The following is a 17,789-nucleotide window of genomic DNA, read 5'->3' as shown; positions in this document are numbered from 1 at the left end:
TTCGGCCCTCGCACGGCTCCGGTGCTCGGCTCGCTCCGAAGTCGCAAGATCAACGGCAACGGCAACGGCAACGGCAACGGCAACGGCAACGGCAACCGCAACCGCAACCGCAACCGCAACCGCCGCAGCCGCAGCCGCAGCCGCAGCCGCAGCCGCAACCGCAGCCGCAGCCGCAGCCGCAGCCGCAGCCGCAGCCGCAGCCGCAGCCGCGGTGGTCGGGAACGCCAAAGGCGGTGGGGCGTCATGAGCAGCAGCAACCCTGGGTGCGCTTCGCGTACCCGGGCTATGTTCTTGAAACCGCAGTAGCGTCTGCGCTGGTGCTGCCCGCCAGACGGCGGCCCTTCGGATCAGCCCTGCGGCCGGTCGTGCAACCGCATCGCCATGCGCAGCAACTCGATCGCGTTGCGGCAGCCCAGGGCCGCCATGATGCGCGCGCGGTGGGTTTCCACCGTCTTGACGCTGATGCCCAGGTCCGACGCGATCTGCTTGCTGGTGCGGCCCGCGCCGAGGGCGGCGAGGATCTCGCGCTGGCGCGGTGGCAGGGAATCGATGCCCTCGTCGCTGCGCGGACGGGCGAACAACTGCGGTGCCGAGACCTGCGGGCTCAGGTAGGTGCGGCCGGCGGCGGCGGCGCGGAGGGCGATTTCCAGCTCCGCCGGCGCGGCTTCCTTGACGACGAATCCGCTGGCGCCGCGGGCCAGGGCCTCGCGTACGTGGGTGGGATCGTCGTGCATGGACATCACCACGACCGAGCAGGTGGGGTGGTCGCGGCGCAGTTCGACCAGCGCCTCGAAACCGCTGCGGCCGGGCATCGACAGGTCGAGCAAGACGATGTCGGGCCCATGCTGGCGGGCGCCGACGATGGCCTGGTCGGCATTGGCCGCCTCGGCCACGACTTCGATATCCGCGAACGACTCGAGCAGACGACGCAATCCTGCGCGGACCAGCGTGTGGTCGTCACAGATCAGTACACGCAACAACCCCGACCCCAACTCCGTTTCCCCAATGGCTCGCCGTTCCTGGTGACGTCACCTTAGCGGAGGTGACGTGGAGGGGCCATTCGTTCACGCTCGGATTGTGACGGCAACGACAAATGCGGCACAGTTCGGCGGGGTATCGGCGCCATCGGCGTCAAGAACGGATACGCGGAACTGTGAAGCTGTCCAAGGTTTAGGAGCGGCCGCCGTGTCAGCGGTGGCGGCGGGTCTCGGCGACCTGGCGGCGGTGCAGCCGGAACAGGTGGCGCTCCAGCGCGTCGGCCAGCCCTGCCGGCAGCGGGTCGAACCGCACCCACAGGCGACCGGGTTCGCCGGCCATGACCTGGCCGGGGAGCTCGATGCAGTCCGGCAGCCATTCGGCCGGCTGCAGGCGCAGCAGGCCCGGGGTGCCGTCGGCGACCGGGGCGGTGCGTTCGTCGGTGTTCAGGCGGGCGCCGCGCGTGGACCAGCGCAGGCGGGTCGGGGCGGGCAGGTGGCCGCGTTCGCGCATCAGCACGCCGAACAGCCCCAGCAGCAGGTCCAGCTTGGCTTCCACGCGCTGCACGGCCGAGGCGGTTTCGGCCAGGTCGTCGGCATCGTCGTTGCGCACGCCTTCGCCGTGGGCGAGGGCGGCCAGCAGGCGTTCGGCCTGCATCGCGGCAGCGGCGGCGACGGCGCGGTCGATCGTGCCGGGCAGGAATGCGGCGGCGCGCCGGTCCTCGTGCACCAGCACCTGCTCGAACAGCGCGGTGTCGGCCGCGTAAGGGGTCATCCCGCGCTGGTCCGGTAGGCCAGGGCGCCGCGACGGTCGCGGCCCAGGCGTGCGAGGGTGCGCGCGGTTTCGTCGCGCACCAGGGTCAGGTCGGCCAGCAGGGCGCACTGCCGTTCCAGCAACTCGCGCCACGGCGCGGCGGGCAGGGCGGCCAGCTCCACGCCATCGAGCGCTTCGCGCACGGCGCGATCGTGGTCGGCCAACAGGCCGAACGCGTATTCCCACTGCTCCGCATGCAGCGCGGCGCGGACTTCGGCCTCGGGCAGTGCGGGCACCATGACGGTCACGGCGTGGCGGCCTTGGGCGTGATGGCCAGCCATGCCGATTCGATGTCGCCCAGCAGGCCATCGACTTCGGTCAGCGCGGCGCCGTCGTTGTCGACGTTGGCCGAGAGCAGGCGTTGTTGCGCGTAGTCGTACAGCGACTGCAGGCCGGCGGCGATCTCGCCGCCCGCGTCCAGGTTCAGCGCGCTGTTGAGGCCGCCGATCAGTCCGCTGGCGTCGCTGATGGCCTTGGCCTTGCGCGGGATGTCGCCGCGCTCCAGGCATGCGCCGGCCAGGCGGACGCGGTCGCGTGCGCCGGCCAGCATCAGGGCGACGAGGCGGTGCGGATCGGCTTCGAGCACGGCGGTGCTCACGCCGGTGCTGCGGTACTGGTTGGCGTAGTTGCGGTGGGCGCCGAGCATCTGGGGTCTCCTTGCTTACGACATCGAGGCGAGTTGCTGCGACAGGTAGCCACTGCTGCCCTGCAGCTGCGTGACCATCTGTTCCATCGCGGTGAACTGCGCGGTATAGCGGGCCTGCAGCGATTCCATGCGGCGATCCAGGTCTTCGTACTGCGTGTCGTAGGTCTTCAGACGCGCGTTGAGGCTGGTGGTGCGCGAATCCAGCAGGCCCTCGCTGTCCAGCACGCTGTCGAGCATGCTTTCCAGGTCCGCGCCGTAGCTGTCGTCGCCCGAGAACAGGCGCGAAAGCGCACCCGGGTCTTCGGCCAGGGCCTTGGTGAGATCGCTGTTGGTCAGCGACAGCGTGCCGTCGGTGTTGATCTTCACGCCCAGGTCCTTGAGCGCCACGACCTGTTCGCTGGCGAGATTGCGCAGCTGGCTCTGCAGGCCACGCACCATGCTGTCGCCGGTGAGTGCCGAGGCGGTCTTGGTCTCGGCGTTGTAGGCGGTCAGCGATTTGGTCAGCGAGATCGACGTGTTGTAGGCGCTGATGAACGACTGCAGCGTGGTCTTCAGCGCGGCGTCGTCGGTGGCCACCTTGAAGGTGAAGGTCTCGCCCGGCTTGGCTTCGGTCAGCGTGAGGGTCACGCCCGGCAGCAGGTCGGTGATGCTGTTCTTGCTGGACGTGCGGATGAGGCCGCCGTCGATCTTCACCTGCGCGTCCTTGGCCTGCACGGTTTCGGTCATCGCGGTGGACACGCCGGGGTCGTAGACCAGCGGCGCCAGGCCATCGCCTTCGGCGGTGACGCGCAGCTTGCCGGCGGTGCCGGTGTCGGTCGCGGTGAGCACCAGGTGCTGGCCGTCGTCGGCGTTGACCAGGCTGGCGGACACGCCCTTGCCCGCTGCGGCCGTGTTGATGGCGCTGCGGATGTCGGCCAGCGTGTCGCGGCCTTCCTTGATCTCGACTTCGATCTTCTTGTCGCCGGCCTCGATGACGAGCTTGCCGGGACCAAGCTTGGTATCGGCCGACATGCCGGCCGAGGTGAGTTTGTGTGCGCTGGCGATGTCCAGCACTTCGACCTGGTACTGGCCAACCGCGGCGGTGGTGTCGGCGGTGGCGGTGTAGGGCGCCTTGTCGGGCACCGTGGTGGTGCGGGCGTTGCTGCCGTCTTCCTTGCGAAGCTTGTCCAGCGCGGTCTTCAGGTTGGAGAAGACGCTCTTGAGCGAGCCGATGGCGGACAGCTGGGTCTTGGCGGCGTTTTCGCCGCGTGAGATGCGCGATTCGACCGGCGAACGCTCGGCAGCGACGAGCTGCGAGACGAGCGAAGGGATGTCGATGCCGGAACCGAGGCTGGAGATGGCCATGACCGGTCAGCCTCCCAGTACGACCGTGGTGTGTCGGTAGTGCTGCGGATAGGCGGTGGTCATGACAACTCCTTGAAGAAGAACCGGCGGGGCGCGCTTATGGCGCGCGCCCCGCCGGCAGGGATCAGCCCAGCAGGCTGAGCACGTTCTGCGGAACAGCGTTGGCCTGGGCGAGCATCGCGGTGCCGGCCTGCGACAGGATCTGCGTGCGGGTCAGCTCGGCGGTTTCCTTGGCGTAGTCCGCGTCACGGATGCGGCTGCGCGAGGCGCTCAGGTTCTCGCCGGTCGCCTGCAGGTTGGCGATGGTCGAGGTGAAACGGTTCTGGACAGCACCCATGTCGGCGCGGGCCGAGTTCACGCTGGTCAGCGCCTTGTCGACGATTTCCATCGCCTGCTGCGCACCGGTGAAGCTGGAGATGTTCAGGTCCTTGATGTACTTCGTGCTGCCGGCCGCGGCGGTACCGGCGGCGATGCCGGCCTCGGCCATCGTGATGCCCGCGCCGCCCGACATCGTGCCGGCGGTGAAGGTCAGGTCCTTGCCCGCGTTCAGCGAGGTCAGCGTCAGCTTGTTGCCCGAATCCAGCGAGGCGTAGACGCCGGTCTGGTCCATCTTGTCGTTGATGGCAGCGGCCAGGCGCTTGGACACGTCGGCACCGCTGTCGCCGATGCCGACCTTGACGTCGTCGACGGTCACGCCGTTGATGGACATGCCCGAGTACGTGCCGGTAGCGGTGGCCGTACCGCCCGCGACCGCGGCGGTCGAGGTCGTCGCGGCGGCGAACTGGGCCTTGCCCAGGGCGTTGGCGTTGGCGTCGACGATGCTGTTGACGGCGATGGTCTGGCCCGAGTTGGCGCCGACCTGGAACAGCGCGCCGGCGAACGAACCGTCGAGCAGCTTGGTGCCGTTGAAGTTGGTCTGGTTGGCGACGCGGTCGATTTCCGAGACCAGCTGCGTGACTTCGGCGTTCAGCGCGTCACGGTCGGACTGCGAGTTGGTGGCGTTGGCCGACTGCACCGACAGCTCGCGGATACGCTGCAGGTTGTTGCCGATCTCAACCATCGCGCCTTCGGCCGACTGGGCCAGCGAGATGCCGTCGTTGGCGTTGCGCACGGCGACGTCGAGACCGCGGATCTGGGTGCTGAAGCGCTCCGAGATGGCCAGACCGGCGGCGTCGTCCTTCGCGCTGTTGATGCGCAGACCCGAGGACAGGCGCTGGATCGTGGTGCCCAGGCTCGCGCTGCTGGTGTTCAGGTTGCGCTGCGCGTTGAGCGACATCACGTTGCTGTTGATGACTTGTGCCATGGTGGTTCTCCGTAGGTTTCGGTTAGGGCACCGGCGATGGGTTCGCCGGCCGGCAGTTACCGCAGTGGTTGGTCGGTGATGCCGGCCCTTGCCGCTGCTGACCTAGATATCGGTGCCCCTGGTGAAACCTTTAGCCTCCGGTTGACAAGTCCTGCGATTGCGGGTGCGCGATTGCCGATTCGCGAGAAACATCACGCTTTCCCGCTTGAAGCCGACAGCCCGGGTAAGCCAGGCCGCCCGTCCAGGCCGTCATCCCCGCGAAGGCGGGGATCCAACGGTCCGACGCTTCAAGCTTTCCGGAAGGCGTGATCGTCCGGTGGTTTGGTCCCCCGCCTTCGCGGGGATGACGGCTGGGAAGCCACCGTCTTTCCGAATCCCAAGCCCCGAATCGCAAATCCGGAAACGCAAACATCGAAACGCAGATTCAAAAAAACAGATCCAAACGCAGATCCAGGACGCAGATCAGATCAGATCGAACAACGAACTCGACTGCAGCCGCATGAACGCCTTCTGGGCGGCCTGCAGCGCGGTGCTTTCGAGGGTGAAGCGGCTGATCGCCTCGGCGTAGTCCAGGTCGCGGATACCCGACAACGTGGTCTCCAGCGTCACCGACTGCGCTTCGCGCAGTTCGGCGGCGCTGTCGATGGCGGCCAGCTGGGCGCCGCCGGTGGCGCGCCCGTCGATGAAATGGTCCTGCGCGGTGGCGGCGTTGCGCAGCGATGCCTGCAACGCGTTCTGTTGCGTCGCGCGCTGTTCGGGCGTGTCGTCGGGCAACTCGAGCGCGCCGATCAGGTCGCCGAGCATGCCGAACACGTCCTGCGTGCGCGCAGGTCCGATGCTGAAGCTGTCGCCCGTCGCCGGTGCGCCGTCGATGCGCAGGTTGAGTCCGCCCACGCTGATGCCTTCGCCGCTGGCATACGTGCCGGTGCCCACCACGGCGCCGGTGGAATCGCGCAACTCATAGGCATCGGGCGCGGTGAACACCACTTCGTAGCTCTGGCCGGTCCACGCCGCATTGGCGTCCAGGCCGAATTCCATCAGCACGCCGGTGCCGGTGTTGGTGGCCGTGGCGCTGCCGTCCACACGGCCGTCGCCGCTGCGCACGCGCATGAACAACTCGCTGCCGGGAATCGCATCGGCGACGAAATGATCGGGCGCGATCTCGACCTTGCGCTGCGACTGGTCGCCGGAATAGGTGACGTTGCCACCGTTGACCACGAACGGTGCATGGTCGTCGGCCGTGCCGCCGAACAGATAACGCCCGTTGCCGTCCTGGCTGTTGGCCAGGCTGATGAGTTCGTCGCGGATCACCTTCAGCTCGGCGGTGATCGCCTTCTTGTCGTCGCTGGAAAGGCTGGCGTTGTTGGACTGGATGGTCAGCTCGCGCACGCGCGCCAGCTGTTCGCCGGCCTGCGCGAGCACGCTTTCCTGCAGGTTGAGGCGATTGCCGAGCAGGTTGGCGTTCTCGCCGAAGCGTTCCAGTTCGGCGGAGGCGCGATCGAGCGAGACCGCGGTGCCGGCCGCGACCGGATCGTCCTTGGCCGTGACCAGTCGCTTGCCGCTGGCCAGCTGCTGCTGCGTGTGCGACAGGCCGGCCTGCTTGGACAACATGGTGTTCAGCGACTGCTGGTAGACGCCGCTGGTGGAGATGCGCGAGTTCATCGGCTCACCGCCGCGATCAGGGACTGGAACATGTTGTCGGCGGTGGAGATCACCTGCGCGGCGGCCTGGTAGGCCTGCTGGAACCGGATCATGTTGGCCGCTTCCTCATCGATGTTGACGCCGGAAATCGCGTCGCGCGCGGACTGCGCCTGGTCGTGCAGGATCTCCTGCGCCTGCGCGGCATAGTCGGCCTGGCGCGCGGCCGAGCCGACCATCGTCGTCAATCCACCGATGGCGCCGTTGAGCGAGACCGTGCCGTTGGTGAGCGCCTTGGCGTCGTCCAGGTTGCTCAACACCAATGCGTTGCCGTTGTCGCTGGAGCCGGCACCCGTGGTGCCCACGCGGAACATGTCGCCCGCCGTCGGCACGCCATCCAGCGTGAGGCTCCAGCCGTTGGCGGCGATCGGTTGGCCCGGCGTGTACGTGAAGGGGCCGCTGCCGTTGACGGTGTACTGCGTGCCGTCGATGAACTCGATGTCGGCCGGCGTGAGCAGGTTGGCGTTGGTCGCGTCGGTGACCTTGATGCCGCTGACCTTGCCCGTGCCGACGTTGGCCAGGTCGGTCTGCGCCTTCACCGGAGTCGCAGCCGCTATCCGATTGGGATCGTCGATCGCCACCGAGATGCCGCCCGCCGCGCCCGCAGTGGGCTGCAGCAGGAAGCGGTCGCCGCTGGCGGGTGCGCCGCCGACCACCAGTTCGACGCCGCCCACGAGCAGCGGATCGGCGGCCGTGCCGGTGCCGGTGAGCGGTACGGCGGCGCCGGTGTCGGCGCGCGTCGCGCTCCACGCGGTGCCGTCGAACTTCAGCACCACGTTCTGTGCATCCAGCTTGGACAGATCGCCCATGCTGGCGGTCAGCGTGCCGGTGCCGGTGTTGGCGGCGTGGCTGGTGGCCTTGGGCGCGGGAATCGTGAAGAAGTCCGTGCCCATCCGGCCGTTGAGGTCCATGCCGGCGCGGTGCTGCTGGTTGAACGTGTCCGCCAGGCCCACGGCGATGCGGCCCAGTTCGGACTGCGCCGGATCCAGCACGTCGGTGCGGAAATCCATCAGGCCGCCGATCTTTCCGCCCAGCGAGCTGTCGTTGAGGCGCACCTGCTGGCCGTTGGCGTCCAGCGCCAGCTGCAGCCGCTCCGGGCGGAAAGGGTCGTTGATGGTCGTCAGCTTCGACGACGTGTTGCCCACCACCAGCGCCTGTCCACCCGCGGTGAACACGTTGAGCGAACCATCGCCCTGCGCGACGGCGGTACCGCCGGTGTAACCCACGAGTTCGGAGACGAGCCGGTCGCGCTGGTCGAGCAGGTCGTTGGAAACGTGGTTGGGGTTGGTCGAGACTTCCTCGTTGAGGCGCGCGATCTCCGCGCCGAGCCGGTTGACCTCGTCGGCACTGGCGCGCAGACCGCTGTTGACCTCGTTGCCCAGCGAGTCCAGCTGCGCATTGAGCTGGTTGAAGCGGTTGGTGAGCGCGCGCGCATCCGACAGCACTTCCTGGCGCGATGCGGCCGAGGACGCGTTGCTGGCCAGGCCGGTCGTGGCGTCGAAGAAATTGCTCCACACGCCGGCCAGGCCGGTGGTGGAATCGGACATCGCCGCGTCCACGCGCGAGGACAATGCGGACAGCTGCTGCAGGCGCGCCAGTTCGCCACCGCTGTCGAGCAGGCGCGAGGTCGCCAGCTGGTCGGCAACGCGGCGCACGTCGGCCACCTGCACGCCGTTGCCGACGTAGCCGTAGCCCATGTCGGTGGGTGTACGCGTGGCCAGGTCCACGCGCTGGCGCGAATAGCCTTCGGTGGCCACGTTGGCGACGTTGTGGCTGACCGTCGCCAGTGCGCGCTGGAACGCGATCAGCGCGCCGGCACCGGTGGAAAGAACGTTGGCCATCGTCGTCTGCCTCCTGCGGATCAGCCGCGCGCGGTGCCGCCGTCGAGCGCGGCCAGTGCACGGTTGAGCGTGGCGCCTTCCGCGATCGCGTTGATCTTCGCGGCGTAGGCGGGGTCGGTGGCGTAGCCGGCGCTCTGCAGCGCCTGGGCGAAACGCCGGGTGTCGTGTCCGGCCGCGCGGGCCTGCGCATAGCGCGGGTTGTCGAGCAGGCGCGCGTAGTCGTTGAAGCTTTCGCCGACCGACCCGTAGGCGCGGAAATCGGCGCGCTCGCTGCGGCGCTGACCGTCGACGTATTCGTGCGTGGAGGCGTTCACGCGCTGGCCACCCCAGCGCGAACCGGCCTTGATGCCGAACAGGTTGTGCGACGTCGCCTCACTGCCGTTCTTCGCCAGGCGCCGGCCCCAGCCCGTTTCCAAAGCCGCCTGTGCGACCAGGGCCTTGGGCGAGACGCCCAGTTCCTTCGCGGTGCGCTGCGCGTGCGGCCAAACCGAACGCACGAAGGCCTCCGGGCTGCTGCAATCCAGCGGCGCATTGGGGTCGCATTCGACCTGCGCCGTCGTCGGCGTGGCGGGCGCGGCCGGCAGCGACATCGCCGGCATCGACACGCCGTCGCTGCTGGGCGCGAGCGGCAACGCGCCGGGCGAGCTCGTCGCGTCCAGCGGATAACCGCCCTGCGGCGCGACCGGCAACGTCTGCGCGCCGGAGGTACTGCGTTCGAGCTGGCGCACGATCACCGGCGCCAGGCCCAGGCCGCGACCCTTGGCCAGCTCGCGCGAGAGCTGCTGGTCGTACATGTCGCGGTAGGTGGAGTTGTCGCCCATCAGCGGGTCGCCGAAGCTGGCGCTGCGCATGGACTTCATCAGCATCTGCGCGAACTGCGCTTCCAGCTGTTGCGCCGCGTGCTCCAGGCGCGCGCGGTCGGGACGGGAGGATTCCGTCGTCGAGAGCGGCACAGCGAGGGAGGCGGGCAGGCGCATGGTGAGGTCAAGGCAAGAGGCGTGCCGCGGGAATGACTCCTCCCCCTGCTTGCAGGGGGAGAGGAGGGATGTTTGCGCGCCATGGCGCGCATCCCGACGAACGCCATCGAGCTGTGCTCGATGGCCGTGGGTTGGGAGGGGGTACGAGGCGCGTCAGCGCCGAGCTCGCCGCGGTGCGGCTTCGCGACCCCTCCCCAGCCCTCCCCTGCACGCATAGGAGGGAGCAGAACCCTTGGCGTCGCATCAGATCACCTCCAGCTCCGCCCGCAGCGCGCCGGCGCGCTTGAGCGCTTCCAGGATCGCGACGATGTCGCCCGGTGCCGCGCCCACGGCGTTCACCGCGCGCACGATCTGCTCCAGCGACGTACCGCCCTGGAACAGGAACATGCGGCCGCCGTCCTGCGAGGCTTCCACGCTGGACTGCGGCGTCACCACGGTGTTGCCGCGGCCGAATTCGTTGGGCTGGCTGACCTGCGTGTTCTCGGTGATCGACACCGTCAGCGAACCGTGCGACACGGCGGCCGGCAGCACGCTGACCTGTCCGCCCATCACGACGGTGCCGGTGCGCGAATTGACGATGACCTTGGACGCCGCCGCGCCGGGGCTGACATCCAGCGATTCCAGCTGCGCCAGGAATCCGACGCGGTCGCCGTTGGCCGGCGGCATCACTTCGATGGTCACCGCGTCCACGGCGCGCGCGCGGCCGTTGCCGAACGCGGAGTTGACCGCTTCGACGATGTGCGCGGCGGTGGTGAAGTCGGCCTCGTGCAGGTTCAGCGTGACGTTGCCCGACGGCGGTGCGCCGGCGACCGCGCGTTCGACGGTGGCGCCGTTGGGAATGCGCCCGCCGTTGGGTGCGTTCACCGAGATGCGCGAGCCGTCCTTGCCCGAGGCGCCGAAGCCCGACACCACCAGGCTGCCCTGGGCGATGGCATAGATCTGACCGTCGGCGCCGCGCAGCGGTGCCATCAGCAGGCTGCCGCCGCGCAGCGAACCGGCGTTGCCGATCGAGGACACGGTGACGTCGATCGGCTGTCCCGGCTTGGCGTACGGCGGAAGTTCGGCATGGATCGCGACCGCGGCAACGTTCTTCAGCTGCGGGTTCACGCCCGCCGGAATGCTGACGCCCAGCTGGTCGAGCATCGTCTTCAGGCTCTGCACGGTGAAGGGCGTCTGGCTGGTGCGGTCGCCGCTGCCATCCAGGCCCACGACCAGGCCGTAACCGATCAGCGGATTGCCGCGCACGCCGGCCACCTGGGCCAGGTCCTTGATGCGTTCGGCATGCGCGGGAGGCACGACGCACAGCATCAGCAGCAGGCCCGCGAACGCGCAGGCCATCGCGTAGACGATCAGCGCCGTCCTGCGCCGGAGCGAGGGATGCATCGGAGTGCGTGGATCACGGATGTTCATACGCCCTCCTCAGTACGGATACACAGCGGAATTGAAGAAGCGTCCCAGCCAGCCCATCGCGTTGGAACGCGCCAGCGTCCCGCGACCGCCATAGACGATGCGCGCGTCGCCGACGCGGTCGGACGAAATGCGGTTGTCGGGACCGATATCGGCCGTGCGGACGATTCCTTGAACCTGGATCAGCTCGTCGCCCTGGTTCAGGCGCAGCTGCTTCTCGCCGCGCACCAGCAGGTTGCCGTTGCCCAGGTCCTGCACGACCGTCGCGGTGACCGAGCCGTTGAGGCGGTTGCTCTGCGTGCTGTTGCCCGCGCCCTTGAAGTCGCGCGAGCCTTCGGCCGAGGCTTCCAGGATCGGGTTGCCCTTGTAGGTGATCGGCACGCCGGCGATCGTCGGCGCGGCCATGTCGATGGACGATTCCTTGCTGACCGATGTGTTGGTCTGCGCGCGCGCGCTGGTGTTCTCGACCAGCACGATGGTGACCAGGTCACCGACCGTGCGCGCCTTGTTGTCCTCGAACAGGCGCAGGCTGCGGCTGCCGGGATAGATCGCGCCTTCGCTGGACGGCGCGGGCGGCGGCGCGATGGCCGCCGGTGGGGCGTGCATCGGTTCGAACGGACGCACGTCGCCCACGACCGAGGCGCAACCGGCGAGCACGAGCGCGCCGAGGGTGGCGATGCCGCGCAGGAAGGGGTTCATCGCCGCACTCACAGATTGTTGTTGAGGAAGCCGAGCATCGAGTCGACGGTCGAGATCGCCTTGGCGTTGGTCTCGTACGCGCGCTGCGTCTCGATCATCGACACCAGCTCTTCCACCGTGTTGACGTTGGAACCTTCCAGCTGGCCCTGCGCGAGCTGGCCCACGCCGTTGGTGCCCGGAGCGCCGGTCTGCGCCGGGCCGCTGGCGCCGGTCTCGACGAACAGGTTGCCGCCGATGGCCTGCAGGCCCTGCGGGTTGACGAAGTCGGCCAGCGTCAGCGCGCCGACCTGCACGTCTTCGGCCTGGCCCTGCACCTTCACCGATACGGTGCCGTCGGCGCCGATGGTCACGCTCTGCGTGCCTTCGGGGAACTGGATGCCCGGCTGCACCGGATAGCCGGAGCTGGTCACCAGCTCGCCCTGCGGGCTGCGCTTGAAATTGCCGTCGCGCGTGTAGGCGGTGCTGCCGTCGGGCATCAGCACTTCGAAGAAGCCGCGGCCGTCGATGCCCACGTCCAGCGCGCCGCCGGTGACCGACAGGCTGCCCTGCGAGAACTCCTTCGCCGTCGCCGCCACGCGCACGCCGGTGCCGGTCGACAGACCGGTGGGCAGCTGCGTCTGTTCGGAGGTGGCGCCGCCGGGCTGGCGCAGGGTCTGGTAGAGCAGGTCCTGGAATTCCGCGCGGTCGCGCTTGAAGCCCGTGGTGTTGGTGTTGGCGAGGTTGTTCGAGATCACCGCCATGCGCGTCTGCTGCGCGTCGAGGCCGGTCTTGGCGATCCATAGAGCCTGGGTCATGGCGTGTTTCCTCTTGAACGATGGGTTGTTGCTCCTCCCCCTGCGTGCAGGGGGAGGTTGGGAGGGGGTGTGAAGCGCGCCAGCGCCGAGCTCGCCGCGATGCGGCTTCGCGACCCCTCCCCAACCCTCCCCTGCAAGCAGGGGAGGGAGCCAGGGAACATCAACGCGACGACAACAACGAATTGGCGCTGCGCGCGTTCTCGTCCACGCTCTGCAAGACGCGTACCTGCATCTCGAAAGCGCGCGCGGTCTGGATCATCTGCACCAGCATCGAGGTCGCCTCGACGTTGCTGTTCTCCACCGCGCCGGCAACCAGCGAGCTGCCGGTGGCGGGCGCGGGCGGCTGGCCGTTGGCCGGGCGCATCAGGCCGTCGTCGCCGCGCACCAGGTCGGCGGTGCGTGCCTGCACCACGCCCAGGCGGCCGGCTTCGGCGATGGTGGAGGCCGGCTGGCCCTGCGGCACGATGGAGATCGTGCCGTCCTCGGCGATGTCCATCGACTGGTACGGCGGCACCGTGAGCGGCGCGCCATCGGCACCGAGCACGGGATGCCCATTGCTGGTGAGCAGCCCGTTGGCACTCATCGAAAGATTGCCCGCGCGCGTGTAGGCCACGCCGCCCTGCGGGTCCTGCACCGTCAGCCAACGGTCCTGGTTCAGCGCCACGTCCAGCGTGTTGCCGGTGTTGACGATGCCGCCGTGCATGCCGCTCACGCCATAGGCCTGCGACGCCGCGGCCACGCGCGAGGCGTGGCCCTGGCCGTTGATCGGTGCGGCGGCGGTGCCTTCGAGCGTGGCCTGGAAGCCGACGGTGTCGGCGTTGGCCAGGTTGTGCGAGACCGCGGCCTGCGTGCGCAGTGACGCACTGGCGCCGGTCATGGCGATGTAGAGCGCGCGGTCGGTCATGTCGGCAGTCCGTCAGCCGCGCGTCAGCGGATGTTGATGATGGTCTGGGTGATCTGGTCCTGCGTCGAGATCATCTGCGCGTTCGCCTGGAAGTTGCGCTGCGCGGTGATCATGTTGACCAGCTGTTCGGTGAGATCCACCGTCGACGCTTCCAGCGCGCCGGACTGCAGCACGCCGAAGTCCGCCGTGTCGGGCGCGCCGGTGCGCGGATTGCCCGAGGCGTAGGTCTCGGCCCACACGTTGTTGCCCTGCGACTGCAGGCCCTGCGGGTTGGTGAAGGTGCTCAGTGCGATCTGGCCCAGTGCCACGTCGGCACCGTTGGAGAAGCGCGCGAACACCACGCCGGTGGAGTCGATGTCGATCTCGTTGAGCTTGCCCGCGGCATAGCCGTCGGGGTTGAGCTCGCGCAGCGCGAAGGCCGAACCGTATTGCGCCGAACCCGACAGGTTCAGCGTCATGTTCATGACGCCGGCACCGGTGGTGGGCGTGAACGGCGCCATCGCGATCTGTCCGTTCGCCGGCGAGGTGAGCGCACCGGTCGGCGAGAACTGCAGCGTGGTCGCACCGCCGACAGCGGTGCCGTCGACGTAGTTGTAGACCTGCCATTCGTTGGCGTTGGCGGTCTTCACGAAGTAGGAGGTCTGCACGTGGCCGACGCCGAGCGAGTCGTACACCGTCGCGCCGCCGGTGGAGTGGCTGTAGGTGTTGGTGTCGGTCGGATCGAACGGCGTCACCGTCGGCTGCGTCGCATTGCCGGGCAGGGTGACCTGCATGGCCACGCTGGACGAGGCCTGCGGCGGGCTGGTGGTGGTCTGCAGCTGCAGGTCGGTCAAGCGGCCCACGTCGAAGCCATTGCCGTTGGCGTTGGGCGCGAACACCTGCAGGCGCTTGCCGTCGGGCGTGCCGATGAAGCCGTTGGAATCGGGCTGGAAGTTGCCGGCACGCGTGTACACGCGTGCGCCGTTGTCGTTCAGCACGAAGAAGCCTTCGCCGTCGATCGCCACGTCCAGGCCGCGACCGGTCGGGTCGATGTTGCCCTGCGAGAACTGCTGCGCGACGTTGCTCAGCTTCACGCCGGAGCCGATCGCGTTGCGCGACAGGCCATAGGCGGTGGACGAGAACAGGTCGGCGAACTCGGCGCGCGATTCCTTGAAGCCGGTCGTGTTGACGTTGGCGATGTTGTTGGCCGTGACGTTGAGATCGGCGTTGGCGGCGTTGATGCCGGACAGCGAAGTGTTGAAGCCCATGATTGATTCTCCGGAGAGAGGAAGCCCCTCTCCCCTTGTGGGAGAGGGGTTGGGGAGAGGGGGCGTGTCAGCGGATGCGCAACACGTAGTCCAGCGGCGCGGTGCCCAGGCCCGGCAGGTCGAGGAACACGCCATCGCTGCCGACGGTCACGCTTTGCACGCGTGCTTCGACGTAGGTGCTGAGCGTCTTCTTTTCTTCGCCGCTGCCGTAGGTGGCGGACACGCCGTAGGTGCCGGAGGGCAGGCGGTTTCCGGCCTCGTCCTTGCCGTCCCATTCGAAGGCGGCTTCGCCGGCCTTGTCAGCACTGACGGTGAGCTTGCGCACGCTCTGCCCGTTGGCATCGGTGATGTCGAAGGTGACGGTGCCTGCGTCGGGCGCGGCGACCACGCCACTGATGCTGCCTTCGCTGCCCAGCGACATCTTCGCCGACGGCACCAGCACGTCGCGCCCGACCAGTGCGGCACCGCGCAGCATCTGGTCGGTGGCGAGCGAGGAATTGAAACCGTCCATCGACGTCTGCAGGCCCTGGATGCCCTGCACCGTGGAGAACTGCGCCAGCTGCCCGAGGAACTCGCTGTTCTGCATCGGGTTCAACGGATCCTGGTGCTGCAGCTGTTCGGTCATCAGGCGCAGGAAGTCGGCCTGCCCGAGCGAGTCGGACTTCTTGGTACTCGTGCCGGTGGCCGAGGTGCCCAGGCTGGCGGCGAAGTCGGTGATGGAAGTCATTGGATGGGTCTCGGGATTCCAGCGGGGCGTTGTTGTCTGCTGTCATTCCCGCGAAGGCGGGAATCCAACTCGCAGGCGCATCAAGGCGTCAGGAAGACCGGTCGGTACGGTCGCGGACGCTTGGATCCCCGCCTTCGCGGGGATGACAGCCAACATCGGATGGGTGGACTGGCGCGTCACCATCAGCGGCCCATGTTCAACGTGGCCATCGCCAGTTCCTTGGCGCTGTTGAAGACCTCGACGTTGGCCTGGTAGCTGCGCGAGGCGGAGATCAGGTCGACCATCTGCGCCACCGGATCCACGGCAGGCGCGTACACGTAGCCCTGTGCATCGGCGAGCGGATGGCCGGGTTCGTAGCGCTTCAGTGGTGCGGCATCGCTCTCGCGCACCTCGACCACGTTGACGCCTGAAAGCGACGGATCGCCCGGCACGCCTTCGGCGCGGAACACCGGTTGCTTGGCGCGATACACCGCATCGGGATTGCCGGACACCGAATCGGCGTTGGCGAGGTTGGAGGCGATGGTGCTCAGTCGGACCGACTGCGCGTTCATCGCCGAACCGGCGACGTCGAAGATGGGCAGGTTGCTCATGCGCGTCGCCCTTATTGACCGGTGATCGCGGTGAGCATCGTGCGCACCTTGGATTCGACGAAGTTCAGCGAGGCGCGGTATTCCAGCGCCGCCTGCGCGAACAGCGCGTGCTCGCGTTCGCCATCGACCGTGTTGCCGTCCAAGCTGGGCTGGCTGGACGCACGCGCGTAACGCGCGCCCTGCGCGGCGCCGTCGATGGCGTCACCGACGGCGGCATTGGGCTGCAGCGCGGCCTGCAGGGCCGAGGTGAAGTCCAGGTCCTGCGCCTGGAAACCGGGGGTGTCGGCATTGGCGAGATTGGCCGACAGCAATTGCAGCCGCTGCTCGCGCAGGGCCAGCGCAGTGCCGTGGATGCCAAGGAAGTCGGACATGACGCCTCCGGGGTCGGGTTCACCCGGAGCAGAGGCAAGCGGCGTGCCAGACGGCGTGTGGATGGCTGCCATTCCCGCGAAGGCGGGGTCTTTTGGGCCGCCGAACGGCGGCACTATCCGACCATCCGGAACTCAGCCCTTCCGGAGAGCATGACGCGGCGGACAGTTGGATCCCCGCCTGCGCGGGGATGACAGCAAGGCGGGTGCGCTCGGGCGCCTACGACAGCGCGTTCACCCGCGCCGCCACGCGCTGTGCCAGCTCGTGTTCGGAGTACTTGGGCACGAAGTCGTCCGCGCCCACGCGCTCGACCATCGCCTGGTTGAACACGCCCGACAGCGAGGTGTGCAGCAGCACGAACAGCCCGCGCAGGGCCGGATCGCGTCGGATTTCCGTCGTCAGGGTGTAGCCGTCCATGGCCGGCATCTCGATGTCGGAAATGACCATGGCGTAGCGGTTGCAGGGCGCGTGGCCGTTGTGGACCATCTGTTGCAGGTGTTCCAGCGCCTGGCGGCCGTCGGACAGCAGGGTCGAGCCCAGGCCGAGCTGTTCCAGCACCAGGCGGATCTGGTTGCGCGCCACGCGCGAGTCGTCCACCACCAGCACCTCGCGCGGCGCGGTGGGGCTGGAGGCGGCGAGCGGCGCGATGCGATCGGCGTCGCTGGCGCGCGGGGCCGACTCGGCCAGCACGCTTTCCACGTCGATCAGCTGGATCAACTCGCCGTGGTGGCGGGTGACGCCGGTCAGGTAGTGCTGGTCGGCGCCGTGTTCCGGCGGCGGGTGGATGTCTTCCACGGCGATGTTGACGATGCGCTCCACCGCGGACACCAGGAAGCCCTGCACCGAGCGGTTGAACTCGGTGACCACCAGGTAGCGGGGCTCGGCGGCGTCGGTGTTGCCGTGGCCGATGGCGTGGGCGAGGTCGAGCACCGGAATGCTGCGCCCGCGCACGTCGGCCGCACCGCTGAACGCGGGCGGCAGTTGCGGCAACGTGAACAGCGGCGGCCGCGGCAGGACCTCCTGCACCTTGAACACATTCACGCCAAAAAGCTGACGCGTCCCCAGCCGGAACAGCAGCAGCGCCAGCCGGTTGTGGCCGGCCAGGCGGGTGCGTTGGTCGATGCGATCGAGCAGGTCCTGACTCATGGGCAGGTTGTCGGCCGGGTGGGGCGGGACTTGAGGGGAGGGGGCTGTCTTGCCCCCTTGCTGTTGCCTGGCCGTTGCCGTTGCCGTTGCCGTTGCCTTTGCCTTGCCGTTGATCTTGCGACTTCGGAGCGAGCCGAGCACCGCAGTGGTGCGGGGGCCGAAGAGCCGCCCATGTTTGAGTGCCGCGAAGCGGCGCGAGTTTGGGCGGCGTGCCCCCGCGCCGCGAGGAGCACAGGGGACCGCCGCGCAGCGGCGGATCGCGTAGGGAGCGGATGGTTTTGGTTACTTTTGCCGAAACAAAAGTAAACC

At 68.4% G+C, this 17,789-nt stretch carries 19 protein-coding genes; 1 reads left to right on the top strand and 18 read right to left on the bottom strand.

All coding sequences use genetic code 11. The annotated features are described in order from the left end of the window. Positions 1 to 306, top strand: a 306-nt coding sequence (locus tag QLQ15_RS18315) for a hypothetical protein (RefSeq protein ID WP_283214349.1), incomplete at its 5' end; no start/stop codon positions are given. Positions 307 to 347: 41 nt separating this feature from the next. Here QLQ15_RS18315 and QLQ15_RS18310 read toward each other — a convergent pair. The 18 genes from QLQ15_RS18310 to QLQ15_RS18225 all read right to left on the bottom strand — a co-directional run bounded on the left by QLQ15_RS18310 (position 348) and on the right by QLQ15_RS18225 (position 17,480). Continuing rightward, positions 348 to 977 (bottom strand): response regulator transcription factor, encoded by a 630-nt coding sequence (locus tag QLQ15_RS18310; RefSeq protein WP_283214348.1) that lies wholly within the window; start codon positions 975 to 977, stop codon positions 348 to 350. Positions 978 to 1,188: 211 nt separating this feature from the next. Beyond that, a complete protein-coding gene (locus QLQ15_RS18305; protein ID WP_283214347.1) occupies positions 1,189 to 1,749 on the bottom strand; it encodes a PilZ domain-containing protein in 561 nt (186 codons plus the stop codon). Further along, on the bottom strand, positions 1,746 to 2,036 hold the full coding sequence (locus QLQ15_RS18300) for a hypothetical protein (RefSeq protein ID WP_283214346.1): 291 nt from the start codon (positions 2,034 to 2,036) through the stop codon (positions 1,746 to 1,748). Before QLQ15_RS18300 ends, QLQ15_RS18305 begins: the two co-directional genes overlap by 4 nt. Then, positions 2,033 to 2,434: a flagellar export chaperone FliS gene (gene fliS / locus QLQ15_RS18295; protein ID WP_283214345.1), complete on the bottom strand. Its 402-nt coding sequence runs from the start codon at positions 2,432 to 2,434 to the stop codon at positions 2,033 to 2,035. Before fliS ends, QLQ15_RS18300 begins: the two co-directional genes overlap by 4 nt. A 15-nt stretch (positions 2,435 to 2,449) precedes the next feature. Then, positions 2,450 to 3,778 carry a flagellar filament capping protein FliD gene (fliD, locus tag QLQ15_RS18290; protein WP_283214344.1) on the bottom strand — a complete coding sequence of 443 codons (1,329 nt, stop codon included), beginning with the start codon at positions 3,776 to 3,778 and terminating at the stop codon, positions 2,450 to 2,452. A gap of 124 nt (positions 3,779 to 3,902) precedes the next feature. Beyond that, positions 3,903 to 5,081, bottom strand: a complete 1,179-nt coding sequence (locus QLQ15_RS18285) for a flagellin (protein WP_283214343.1) — start codon at positions 5,079 to 5,081, stop codon at positions 3,903 to 3,905. Positions 5,082 to 5,543: 462 nt separating this feature from the next. Then, entirely contained in the window at positions 5,544 to 6,743 is a 1,200-nt protein-coding gene (flgL, locus tag QLQ15_RS18280) for a flagellar hook-associated protein FlgL (protein ID WP_283214342.1), read from the bottom strand. Continuing rightward, a complete protein-coding gene (gene flgK, locus QLQ15_RS18275; RefSeq protein WP_283214341.1) occupies positions 6,740 to 8,620 on the bottom strand; it encodes a flagellar hook-associated protein FlgK in 1,881 nt (626 codons plus the stop codon). The genes flgL and flgK overlap by 4 nt, the downstream gene beginning before the upstream one ends. A 20-nt stretch (positions 8,621 to 8,640) precedes the next feature. Further along, complete coding sequence (gene flgJ / locus QLQ15_RS18270; RefSeq protein ID WP_283214340.1) at positions 8,641 to 9,597, bottom strand: flagellar assembly peptidoglycan hydrolase FlgJ; 957 nt, start codon at positions 9,595 to 9,597, stop codon at positions 8,641 to 8,643. Between the two features lie 243 nt (positions 9,598 to 9,840). After that, positions 9,841 to 10,935: a flagellar basal body P-ring protein FlgI gene (locus tag QLQ15_RS18265; protein WP_283214350.1), complete on the bottom strand. Its 1,095-nt coding sequence runs from the start codon at positions 10,933 to 10,935 to the stop codon at positions 9,841 to 9,843. Positions 10,936 to 11,016: 81 nt separating this feature from the next. After that, entirely contained in the window at positions 11,017 to 11,703 is a 687-nt protein-coding gene (flgH, locus tag QLQ15_RS18260) for a flagellar basal body L-ring protein FlgH (protein WP_283214339.1), read from the bottom strand. 8 nt (positions 11,704 to 11,711) lie between these two features. After that, positions 11,712 to 12,497, bottom strand: coding sequence for a flagellar basal-body rod protein FlgG (gene flgG, locus QLQ15_RS18255; RefSeq protein WP_283214338.1), 786 nt, complete (start codon positions 12,495 to 12,497; stop codon positions 11,712 to 11,714). Positions 12,498 to 12,657: 160 nt separating this feature from the next. Continuing rightward, on the bottom strand, positions 12,658 to 13,401 hold the full coding sequence (locus QLQ15_RS18250; protein WP_283214337.1) for a flagellar basal body rod protein FlgF: 744 nt from the start codon (positions 13,399 to 13,401) through the stop codon (positions 12,658 to 12,660). Positions 13,402 to 13,424: 23 nt separating this feature from the next. Continuing rightward, positions 13,425 to 14,648 carry a flagellar hook protein FlgE gene (gene flgE / locus QLQ15_RS18245; RefSeq protein WP_283214336.1) on the bottom strand — a complete coding sequence of 408 codons (1,224 nt, stop codon included), beginning with the start codon at positions 14,646 to 14,648 and terminating at the stop codon, positions 13,425 to 13,427. Positions 14,649 to 14,715: 67 nt separating this feature from the next. Then, positions 14,716 to 15,375 carry a flagellar hook capping FlgD N-terminal domain-containing protein gene (locus tag QLQ15_RS18240; RefSeq protein ID WP_283214335.1) on the bottom strand — a complete coding sequence of 220 codons (660 nt, stop codon included), beginning with the start codon at positions 15,373 to 15,375 and terminating at the stop codon, positions 14,716 to 14,718. 182 nt (positions 15,376 to 15,557) lie between these two features. Further along, positions 15,558 to 15,965: a flagellar basal body rod protein FlgC gene (flgC, locus tag QLQ15_RS18235; RefSeq protein WP_283214334.1), complete on the bottom strand. Its 408-nt coding sequence runs from the start codon at positions 15,963 to 15,965 to the stop codon at positions 15,558 to 15,560. 11 nt (positions 15,966 to 15,976) lie between these two features. Beyond that, positions 15,977 to 16,336 (bottom strand): flagellar basal body rod protein FlgB, encoded by a 360-nt coding sequence (gene flgB, locus QLQ15_RS18230; protein ID WP_283214333.1) that lies wholly within the window; start codon positions 16,334 to 16,336, stop codon positions 15,977 to 15,979. Between the two features lie 217 nt (positions 16,337 to 16,553). Then, entirely contained in the window at positions 16,554 to 17,480 is a 927-nt protein-coding gene (locus QLQ15_RS18225) for a chemotaxis protein (RefSeq protein ID WP_283214332.1), read from the bottom strand. Between the last annotated feature and the right edge of the window lie 309 nt (positions 17,481 to 17,789).

The organism is Lysobacter stagni, assembly GCF_030053425.1.
GTDB lineage: Bacteria > Pseudomonadota > Gammaproteobacteria > Xanthomonadales > Xanthomonadaceae > Lysobacter_J > Lysobacter_J stagni.
This window is presented reverse-complemented; position numbering and strand designations above follow the sequence as displayed.